General features: G+C 63.5%; 10 protein-coding genes and 1 tRNA gene. 5 read left to right on the plus strand and 6 right to left on the minus strand.

Features of this window, described 5'->3' with window-relative positions; genetic code table 11:
• Positions 1 to 4: 4 nt before the first annotated feature.
• On the plus strand, positions 5 to 658 hold the full coding sequence (locus QRN45_RS05635) for a TetR/AcrR family transcriptional regulator (protein WP_284762617.1): 654 nt from the start codon (positions 5 to 7) through the stop codon (positions 656 to 658).
• On the opposite strand, the gene QRN45_RS05640 is transcribed toward QRN45_RS05635, so the two are convergent.
• From QRN45_RS05640 to QRN45_RS05650, 3 genes are all read right to left on the minus strand, one after another.
• The gene (locus QRN45_RS05640) at positions 655 to 1,494 is read right to left on the minus strand and encodes a PfkB family carbohydrate kinase (RefSeq protein ID WP_241710527.1); all 840 of its coding nucleotides are present in this window, start codon (positions 1,492 to 1,494) and stop codon (positions 655 to 657) included. The genes QRN45_RS05635 and QRN45_RS05640 overlap by 4 nt on opposite strands.
• Positions 1,495 to 1,574: 80 nt before the next feature.
• A complete protein-coding gene (locus QRN45_RS05645; RefSeq protein WP_284762618.1) occupies positions 1,575 to 2,552 on the minus strand; it encodes a nucleoside hydrolase in 978 nt (325 codons plus the stop codon).
• Between the two features lie 37 nt (positions 2,553 to 2,589).
• The gene (locus QRN45_RS05650) at positions 2,590 to 4,023 is read right to left on the minus strand and encodes an MFS transporter (RefSeq protein WP_284762619.1); all 1,434 of its coding nucleotides are present in this window, start codon (positions 4,021 to 4,023) and stop codon (positions 2,590 to 2,592) included.
• A gap of 158 nt (positions 4,024 to 4,181) precedes the next feature.
• On the opposite strand from QRN45_RS05650, the gene QRN45_RS05655 reads away from it, so the two are divergent.
• On the plus strand, positions 4,182 to 4,967 hold the full coding sequence (locus tag QRN45_RS05655) for a GntR family transcriptional regulator (RefSeq protein ID WP_284762620.1): 786 nt from the start codon (positions 4,182 to 4,184) through the stop codon (positions 4,965 to 4,967).
• Positions 4,968 to 5,064: 97 nt separating this feature from the next.
• Here the strand turns inward: QRN45_RS05655 and QRN45_RS05660 are convergent, their stop codons facing one another.
• Complete coding sequence (locus QRN45_RS05660) at positions 5,065 to 5,844, minus strand: SDR family NAD(P)-dependent oxidoreductase (protein ID WP_284762621.1); 780 nt, start codon at positions 5,842 to 5,844, stop codon at positions 5,065 to 5,067.
• Between the two features lie 76 nt (positions 5,845 to 5,920).
• Positions 5,921 to 6,538 carry a TetR family transcriptional regulator gene (locus QRN45_RS05665; RefSeq protein ID WP_284762622.1) on the minus strand — a complete coding sequence of 206 codons (618 nt, stop codon included), beginning with the start codon at positions 6,536 to 6,538 and terminating at the stop codon, positions 5,921 to 5,923.
• Between the two features lie 162 nt (positions 6,539 to 6,700).
• Here QRN45_RS05665 and QRN45_RS05670 point away from each other — a divergent pair, with 162 nt between their 5' ends.
• Complete coding sequence (locus QRN45_RS05670) at positions 6,701 to 7,588, plus strand: ScbA/BarX family gamma-butyrolactone biosynthesis protein (protein WP_284762623.1); 888 nt, start codon at positions 6,701 to 6,703, stop codon at positions 7,586 to 7,588.
• A gap of 1 nt (position 7,589) precedes the next feature.
• Here QRN45_RS05670 and QRN45_RS05675 read toward each other — a convergent pair whose 3' ends face one another.
• Entirely contained in the window at positions 7,590 to 8,288 is a 699-nt protein-coding gene (locus QRN45_RS05675; protein WP_284762624.1) for a ScbR family autoregulator-binding transcription factor, read from the minus strand.
• On the opposite strand from QRN45_RS05675, the gene QRN45_RS05680 reads away from it, so the two are divergent.
• Entirely contained in the window at positions 8,279 to 9,229 is a 951-nt protein-coding gene (locus tag QRN45_RS05680; protein WP_284762625.1) for an NAD-dependent epimerase/dehydratase family protein, read from the plus strand. The two genes, QRN45_RS05675 and QRN45_RS05680, sit on opposite strands and share 10 nt — an antisense overlap.
• Before the next feature lie 231 nt (positions 9,230 to 9,460).
• Positions 9,461 to 9,533, plus strand: a tRNA-Ala gene (locus QRN45_RS05685).
• The last annotated feature ends 178 nt before the right edge of the window (positions 9,534 to 9,711 follow it).

Consider the following 9,711-nt stretch of genomic DNA (forward strand, 5'->3'; position numbering starts at 1 on the left):
TGTGATGTCAAGCACCATACAGAAACGCGCTGCGCGGAAGACGCCGGCCGAACGCGCTGCCGAAATAGCCGAGGCCGCCCGGGAAATAGCGCTCGAACAGGGGCTTTCCGCCATTACACTGCGCAACGTGGCGGCACGGGTGGGCGTGGCCTCGGGCCTCGTGGCGCATTACCAGCCCAATGTGGAGGCCCTCGTGGCGGGCATTTTCGCGACCATCGTGGCGGCGGAGACCGAGGAGGTTGCCGGCCTTCTGGAGACGCAGCCGACTCCCAAGGAACAGCTCGGAATGCTCCTCGAAACACTCATGGACGGCAGCCGCCTCGATGTCACGGCAATCTGGGTGGAGGCGTGGACCCTGGGGCGCCGGAACCAGGCGCTCGCAGCCTGCGTCCGTGAGCAGATGGATGCATGGCAGGCGGTGGTGCAGCGCGTCGTCGAAGCGGGGATCGACGCCGGTGAGTTCGAGACGTTCGATGCTCCGTCTGTCGCCTGGCAGATCCTGGGCATGGTGGACGGGCTGAATGCCCAGGCCTTGGTGCGCTGGGACGGCGTCAGCGACCGCGGTACGCACCTGGCCCGCGCAGTGGAAGGCATGGTGGGTGCGGCCCGCGGTTCGCTGCTGCCGGGCGGTGCCCCGCCCATAAGCCCGGACTCTTAGTTCCGCAGGTAGTGTTCCAGCCGCTCGAACTCCGGTTGGGAAAGCTCGCTCGCGACGGCGGCAGCCCCCACCGCGCAGGCCGCCGCGAGGCTGCTTTCCTCATCGAGGCCGGACGAGAGTGCAAGCACGAGGGCAGCACAGAAAGCGTCACCGGCCCCCACGCTGTTGACGACGCTCGTCTTGCTCGCAGGTGCGTGGGCGGTCTTGACCCCTCGCGTGTACATCGACGCACCGCCTGCGCCGTAGGTCACGGCCACGCGTTTGGCGCTCCGGAGCTCGGGGATGAGCTCGTACTCCGATTTGTTGACGATCACCAGCTCGCACCGCTCTAGAAGTTCTCCCGGGAGTGCCTGTGCCGGGGCCGCGTTGAGGGCGAAGAACCCGGACGTGCGTCGAGCGGCTTCGAGCACGGCATCGACGGAGATCTCCAGCTGTGCGAGTACAGGCCCGCCATCGGTGAAATCGACGTGGTCGAGCGAAACCATGGCGTTGGCTCCAGGAGCCACGGCGATCTGGTTCTCGCCCTCGCTGTCGATCACGATCAAAGCGGTACCGGTCGGCGCGGAAACCTGCTTCACTGCGGAAATATCAACCCCGGCACGGTCCAAGGCCTCCGTCAGGAGCCGGCCGTCCGCATCCGCGCCGACGGCCCCCACCATGCGCGCGGCGCCACCCAGCCGTGCGGCAGCCGCGGCTTGATTGCCGCCCTTTCCGCCGGGTTGACGGTTGAGGGCGCCTTCGCCGATGGTTTCACCGGGGGAGGGCAGGCGGTGGACGCGGCATGTGAGATCGACGTTGAGGCTGCCGACAACGGTGAGCGTGCTGGGGATGGGCATGGACTGTCCTTCGGGTGGTGCTGGATTGCGGTGCCGGGTTTCCGGCCCCGTGCCGGAAGCCTTGTTCATCGAAAGCCCCTTTAGTTCGCCGCCGGCAAGGACAGGATCCGTTCCAGGAGGTGGGCGGCGGCGTCGCCCTTGACGGACAGCACAACCCGGGACGCCCGTTCCGGCACCTGCAGCGCGCCCGCGACTCCGCCGTCGATCCGCTCACAGCGGGTCTTGCCATGGGCCTCGCCGGTGCTCGTGTCGACGGAAATTCCGACGTACGGGGCGTCGTCGAGCTCCAGGGCGCCGACGGCGATTGCCGCCGCCAGCGGATCGTGGAGGGCGGCGCAATGCTCACCGAAAATCGTGTTGTAAAAGGCGAAATACTGCACGAGCATCCCGGAGAGCGCATCGGCCACCGGGTGTCCGGCCGCCCCAAGGGCCGCACGATGGGCCTCATCGAAGCGGTGGTTCATGGTGACGTCCAAGGGAACCATGGTCACCGGCCAGGCGGCCTCCATCACCACGGCGGCCGCCTCGGCGTCATTGAAGATGTTGGCCTCGGCGACGGGGCTGATGTTGCCCGGCACAAACGCGGCTCCGCCCATGATCGTGACATCGCGGACGAGCGACGGGAGTTCCGGGTCCAGTTGCAGCGCGAGGGCCAGATTGGTGAGCGGACCGACGGCGATGACGCGCAATTCACCCGGGTGCTCGTTGGCGAGCCGCACCAGCATCTCCGCGGCAGTCTCCGATTCGAAGGTCAGCCCGGAGTCTTCCAGGACGACCCCGCCGATGCCGTTCTCGCCGTGAACGTGCGGCGCTCCGCCGTCGAACGTTCCCAGGAGGGGATCATGGGCACCCACGGCGACCGGGATCCCGGCCCTCCCGGCTGCATGGAGCAGGTTCAACGTGTTGACTGCCCCCGTTGCGGCGCTGACGTTGCCGCTGACGGTTCCGATCCCGGCCAGCTCCACCTCGGGGCTCGCCAAAAGATAGGCGATGGCGAGGGAATCGTCGATGCCGGTATCGCAATCGAGGTAAAACGGCTGCGGTGTGGTGGTGGTCATGGTGCTCCTTCGTGGGTTGGGTGACTCGGGTCCGGGATCAAGCATGGGAGACGACGACGGCGGGCGCCGCTGCGGCGTTCGCGGCGACAGGGCGCAGGATCAGGGAAGCGGCAAAGGCCGCGAGGGCGAAGCCCGTCGAGATCCACAAGGCATTTTGGTAGCCGGCGATGGTTCCGGCTGCGACGGCGGGTGCGACGACGGCGATACCCACACTGGCCCCGATTCCAAAGCACGCTCCATTGAGGCCGGGCACGGAACCCGGAGCCGATTTGGGCGAATTCAATACGGCGATGCCGCTGACGGTGCTCTGGAACTGGCCGAGATACAGGACGCCCATGATGATCAGCAAGCCGAACACCATCCAACGGTCCGCGGCAAAGATTGCGACCGCAACCGCGGCCACCACGATCAGCCCGCTGCTGATCCGCAAGGCCTTGAACCAGCCGATGCGCTGGGCGAACCAGCCGGAGAACACCGCGGTGAGCACACCGACGAAGGCTGTGGGCGTCAGGTAGAGGAGGGCGGACATGGAGGCGGACAGTCCGTATCCGGCTTTTGCGTCCTGGCTCAGGAGGATCACGGTGAAGTTCAACGCCGAGAAGATGCCGGCAAGCGTCAGCACGGTGCTTGCCAAAACCGGCCATACCTGGCGCGACCGCAATTGTTCGATGGCGATCAGTGGACGTGCAACGCGCCTTTCCACGGCCACGAACGCCAGCCCGGATACCACGGCGCCGGCGAGATAGCCCAGGGTCCAGATATCGCCCCATCCCGAAGTGGAAGCCTGCCCGATCAGGTTGCTCAAGAGAACCAGGAACGTGCCCAGGGTACCGGCGCCCCACCAGTCCATGCGTCCCTCGCGTGTCCGGGCGGCTCGCTTCGGGACGACGACGGCGACCAGCACGATCGCGAGCACGCCCACGCCGAGGACCAGCACAAAGAGGAATTGCCAGCCGATGGTGTCGGTGATGAAACCGCCCAGGAAGCCGTCGAGCCCGCCGATGCCGCCGTTGACCGCCGAGATGACACCGACGGAAATGCCGAAGAGGCGTTTGCTGAAGCGCTCGGACAAGAGCAGGAAAGAAATGGTGAACGTGGCGCTGGTTGCACTCTGCAGGACCCGGCCCACGAGGAGAACGGTCAGGTTCGGTGCCAAAAGGCACAAGACGGTGCCGCACAACATCATCGAGAGCACGATCAGCAGGGTGCGGCGGCGTCCCAGGAAGTCGCTCCATCGGGAAAATGCCATGCCCAGGACCGCGCCGGTCAGGAAGAACAACGACTGGACCTTGGCCACGTTTTCCGTGGATTCCTGGAAGTGGGCGGCCATGGCCGGCAGGGCGGCCGAGAACAGGCTGGCGTTGAGCTGGTAGCTGAGGATCGAAAGGATGAGCGTGGCGATGAGTATGGGCACTCGGGCTGCTTTTCGCCGAACGGGGAGCCCTGCGGTGCTGGTGGCTTGGGTTGTCATGGACAAACTTCCTTGTTTGAAACAGAACGGCTTGGGAGGCGGCTCAATGCAGGTGTGGCGCAGAGCACAAGGTGGCTTATATGTGAATCATACACGCTTGTTATACAAGCTTGGAATACCCATCGCGTAAACTCTCACTATCGACGAAGGGAGCCATCTTGGACCGCAGTGCTGAAGCCGTTCTTTCGGAGCCGTTGGATGCCACTGCCAACATCCCGCTCCGCGTTGCCGTCTACTCGCGCATCATGAACGCCATCAGGGCCGGGCATTTCCCTGTTTCCTCGCTGTTGCCTTCGGAATCTGATCTGGGTTCGGCGATGAAGGTCAGCCGGACGGTGGTCCGTGAAGCGCTGATGCTCCTCGAAGAAGACGGATATGTGCGCTCCCGCCGGGGCATCGGACGCTTTGTCGCCACCCGCCTGCCGCGGGTTGGCCTGGAACGGATCAGGCCCATGGAGGAGATTCTGGCCGAAGCCGGATCCGCTATCCAGGTCAGCCGTACGCAGCACGTATTGCACCCGTCGTCGTCGGTGTTCACCGCGGAGCCTCTCGGAATCCGGGAAGAGGAGGCCTCCTGGTTCTTCGAGAGCGTCCTCACACGGGATGGCTCACCCATCGCCCTGGTCCAGGAGCACGTGGCAAGCAAGGGGGGTCTCGTTGATCACGACCCTGAAGCGGCGCGGGCCATTGTGGACGACGCCGGGCAAGGGGCGACGCTGTTGGCCAATTTGATCTCGGCCATTGGCCCGGCCTTCGGGCCCGGCGAGACCGATATCGCAGCAGGCACCCCCGGCGTCGCGAGAGGGGAGTTGCTCGAGCTGGACGCCAAGGACCCGGTGCTGATCCTGACCCAGACCGTGGAGCATTCCGGCCAGGTTGTCTACCTGGCGAAGACGCTGGTCAATACCGGCGTAGTCCAGATTGGAATCATCCAGGGAACCTAAGTGCAGGGCTGCCCATTGTCGTGTGGCAGCCCAACTGCTGGGCCGACGCCGGCGAGGGTCCCTGCCTGAGCTTGCGAAGGCTGGGAGCCGGTGGGGACTAGTTGGCCGGGCGCACGGCCCGTCCCGCGACCGCGATCACCAGCTTCTCCGGCAGGAGCTTGACGGCCACCCGCGCAACAAAGGAATTGAGCCGGCCATCCACAACGCTCGGCTTGTTCCCGCGGATCGCGGACATCGCAGTGTCTACCACCTGCTCGGGGGTCCGCATGTTGCCGGCGGCAGCTGACTCACCGGCGATTTCAAAGAACGGTGTGTCCGTGGCTCCCGGGCAAACGGCGAGCACTTTCACGCCCGTGCCTTGCGTCTCCGCCCACAGCGCCTGGGTGAACGAAAGAACGAAGGCCTTCGTTGCGCCGTAGACGGCCATGTGGGGTATCGGCTGGAAGGCGGCCGTACTCGCGATGTTGATGATCGCCCCCGCCCCGCGTTCCACCATGCCGGGCAGGTAGCGAGTGCTGGTGCCGACCAAGGTGGAGCAGTTCAACTGGATCTGCTCCGCGTAGCGATCGGCGTCTGCATGGAGAACGTGTCCGTGTGTTCCGAATCCGGCGTTGTTGACCAGGATGTGCACTTTGAGTCCCAGGGCATCGGTGGCGAGCTGGAGTTCCTTGGCCGAGTCCGGCAGGCTCAAGTCCATGGCCAGGACGGTCACTTCGGTGCCCTGCCCGCGGAGTTCACCCGCAAGCGCATCGAGTTTGTCCTGGCTGCGGGCAACCAGGATCAAACGTGCGCCCTCGGCTGCCAACCTGCGGGCAAACACCGAACCAATGCCGGTGGATGCTCCCGTGATGAGGGCTGTTTTGGCTGAAATGTTCATTTCTACTCCTAATAAACTGACTGTGCGGTTTGTTTTTTGGCTAAGGGTCGAGATCTTTGGCTCGTGGTGCGCCGCATTACTGGCTGGAAATGAACTGACGCTCGACCAGCTCCAAGAGGAGGGTCGCACGTCGCTCGAAGGCGTCGAGATCTTTCGGGCCAAGGGCGTCGGTAACGGACTTCAACCCATCGAATGCGGCCACGATGACCGTTGCCGCATCGTCGGGATCCCCTGAAAACATCAGGACGCCGCTCGCGCGGCCCCGCTGAAGAATGCCGGCCACAAGATCCACCCATGCCGCCAGGGGTGAGGTGCCGCCGGCATTCTCGCTTGTGGATGCCAGGTGATTGGCCAAGTGAACCACGCCCCACGCGGACGAGTCGCTCAGGACTGTTCTGACCATGAATTGCCCGAGATGGCGCAATTCTTCGAGCGGGTTGTTCTTGCTGAGAATTTCCTCATGGACGCGAAGCAGCCACCGTGCCTTCTGCTCATCGACGACGGCCTGGGCCAACATGGCTTTCGACGAGAAGTGGAAGTAGATGGCTCCCTTCGTGAGCCCGACTGCGCGGATGATGTCGTCCATCCGGGTCTGCTCGAAGCCCTTGCGCGCAAAAACCTCCGCGGCAACCCGAAGGATCTCATTCCGGGTGGCCGCGCCCTTGGGTGTGCTGCCTGTGTCTGCGAATTCCACCCTACCAAGCTACAAACCGACCAGTAGGTATGTCAATGTGGGTAGTTCACCGGCATCGATCATCCGACGGGCACGCCTTGCCGATAGGATTTGGGCATTTAATAGGGGCGCAACAGCAGCGGTTGCTGCTCTGGCAGATTCCGGGAGGAGTGGGGGAACCCAATGCGCGATGAAGCGCTCTTCGAGGCTTCCGTCAATCGGGAGCTCGTTCATAAGCGCTCCGTTTCGGAAGTCTTCTTGACCGACTTTGTCCAATCAAGCTCCAGGCGGTTTGTCGCGGGAGCGCAATGGCCGCGATGGCATGTGTTTTATGGATCGCCCGACGGTTCGCCGGACTCTGCGCTGATGGCTGAGACCTTGAGGCAGGCAGTGATCTTCTTGTCCCATTTGTGCGGAGTGCCCTTGAGTCATACGTTCCTCATGCCGTACATGAGCATTTCGGTGGAGGCCGCGCTCCTGGATCCCTTGGTGCCCACGCAGGTTGCCGTCGGGCTCGACGTGAAGGATATGAAGCTCAGTGGAGGGCAATTGTCGGCACTGACGGTGTCCGCCCGGTTCGTTGTTGACGGCACTCCCGTAGGGGGAGGGGCGGCCGCAGCCCGCATTGTGAATCCCGTGACGTATGAGCGATTCCGCGGGACGGTCCGCACCGGGCTGCCCACCGCCGGCGAAGACTTACTGGCGTGTGTCGACGTCGGGCATGCCACCCAGCGGAACGTGATGCTCGGTCAAAGCAGCCGCCCGCTCATTTGGCCGTTGCGTGTCGATCCGACGCATCCGATCTTCTTTGACCATCCCCTCGACCACGTTCCGGGAATGCTGTTGGTGGAGGCCGCGAGGCAGGCTGTACGGGTGGCGACGTCCCGACCGGATGCCGATTTTGCCCTGTTTGAGGCGGAATTCATGAGGTTGGTCGAGTTCAGCTATCCCGTGGATGTTGCGGTGACGCAGCTCGACTCCAATATTGGGCGCGGCGTGGTGAAGGTCCGGTTGTTGCACGAAGGAGAGACCCTGGTGTCCTTGTTGGCCCGGGTCAAAGAGCCACGCTGATTCAGGGAGTCTCCGAGCCCTGCCCGCGTATCGGCGCAATGGCCGGCATCATGAAACGCCACATGTCCTCAATGCGTTTGAGGACGTCGCGTCGTTCCGTCAGCACATTGGAGACCATCTGCACGCCAGTGAAAGACGCCACCAGGTACCGTGCGAAGTCGCCGGCATCAACCTCGGGCCGCACGTCACCCTCGAGTTGGGCTTGGCGCGTCAGCATCTCCATGGTGGTGACCCAATCCTGGTACGGACCTTTGACGTCTCCGTTGAACGCCGAAGCTTCAAATGTCAGCCGGATTCCGGCCCTGACCACAGGCTCGTCGAGTAGCTGTTGCCCGAACGTGCGGCACATGGCGATCATCGTCTCCAGTGCCGGCAGGCCGGCGGAGGCGATCTTCTCGCCAGCGACGCGCACAATGTTGTGCTGTTCGGCTATGACGGCCAGCGCCAGGTCTTCCTTCGACTTGAAATGGAAATAGAGCGCGCCTTTGGTGACCGAGGCGCGCTCAGTGACGTCGCTTAGGCTCGCATTCCCATAGCCGACCTCTTCAAAGATCGACGCTGCACCCTCAATGACTGCCGTTCGGGTGGCTTTGGCACGTTGTTGCATGATCCGCGTGGAGACCTCTCCGGTTTCTGCGTCCGGGATACTTGAGTACATGAAGCTGGCGGACCGGGGGACCTGTGGGTGCGATGTCAACATGTGTTGACGATGTGCCCCGGGTTCTGGTCCTGGGTTCGTCGGGTTTCATTGGAAGCCGGGTTGTAGCCTCACTCGCCGGGTCCGGAGGGGCGCAGGTTGTGGCACTCTCGCGAAAACCGGTTGCAAGACTACGAAACAATAACGCTACCATTGCGACCGCCGACATTTCCGTCCCGGGGAGCCTGCTCCCTTTCTTGCGCGATACGGATGTTGTCATCCATGCCGCATCCTATGTGGGCTCCGACCCCCGCCTTGCCCACGCGATCAACGAGTCCGGCACCAGCGACGTCATTGAGCAGTGCAGGGAGGCAGGAGTTGCCCGGCTGATCTATGTCAGCACGTGCAGCGTTTACGGAAGCGGCCCTCACCGGGGCATCCGTGAATCCGAGGCCCGTTATCACCCCGCCTCGGTGGCCAGCGCCAGCCGTGCCGTCGCCGAAGAGCTGGTTCTCGGCCGCGGCGGGGAAGTTGTCCGCCCCAACCTCGTGTTCGGTGCGGGAGACCGCTGGTTTGTCCCGGGCCTGCTCAAGCTGTTGAATGTGGCTGGAGGCTGGCCAGGCGACGGATCGGCGCTGGTTTCGCTCATCGGCGTGGAGGCGCTCGGAAGGCTGCTTTCCGGGCTCGCGTTGGCCCCTCCGCAACCCGGACAGGCGTTCCACGCCGCATATCCGGAACCGGTTCCTGTGTCAGTTCTCCTGCAAAGCGTTGCCCGGGTATGCGGCGTGGAATATCCGAGGTTCCTGGGTGATGACGAACGTGCCGGCTCGGCCTTGCGCGCGGCCGGATTCAGCGGCCATCAGATTGACCTGGTGACGAAGGATCACTGGTACTCCTCTGAACGCCTTTGGCGGATCTCCGGGCGCGAACCGGAAACGTTCCGCAGCGCCCTCGGCGAATTTGCTTCTTCCTACGAAGCTTCCCGGCGACCCGATCGGTCATAAACCGGTTGAACGGTTTGTTTATTGGCCTTCCAGTCCCTAGACTTCAATCCAGTGGCTCGTTGCGATTGCGACAACAAGCTGAAGGGCAGGAATGGGGGGAGGTGCGGCCGAGAAATCGACCGCACCTCATCTGTCCCGAAGCTGCCGGGTTCGATTTCCTATCTCACATCGTTGTGGTTTAGTATTGACGAGTTGCTCCGGCGGGGATGGAAGTCCCTGGGGGCAAAGTTCGGGGCTGTGGCGCAGCTGGTAGCGCACCTGCATGGCATGCAGGGGGTCAGGGGTTCGAGTCCCCTCAGCTCCACCGAAGAAAAGGGAATCACCCGAGAGGGTGGTTCCCTTTTTCGTCTCTCCGTGGAAAACGCGTGGTCTGCCCAACTAGCTCGCAGTTAACGTCGTTTTCAGCCCTCAAAACGACATCAACTGCGAGCTGATATGTGGGTCTGGTTGTCAAGAGGCATGGATGAGCGGCTCCTGGTTGT

The organism is Arthrobacter sp. efr-133-R2A-63, assembly GCF_030209795.1.
GTDB classification, from domain to species: domain Bacteria; phylum Actinomycetota; class Actinomycetes; order Actinomycetales; family Micrococcaceae; genus Arthrobacter; species Arthrobacter bambusae_A.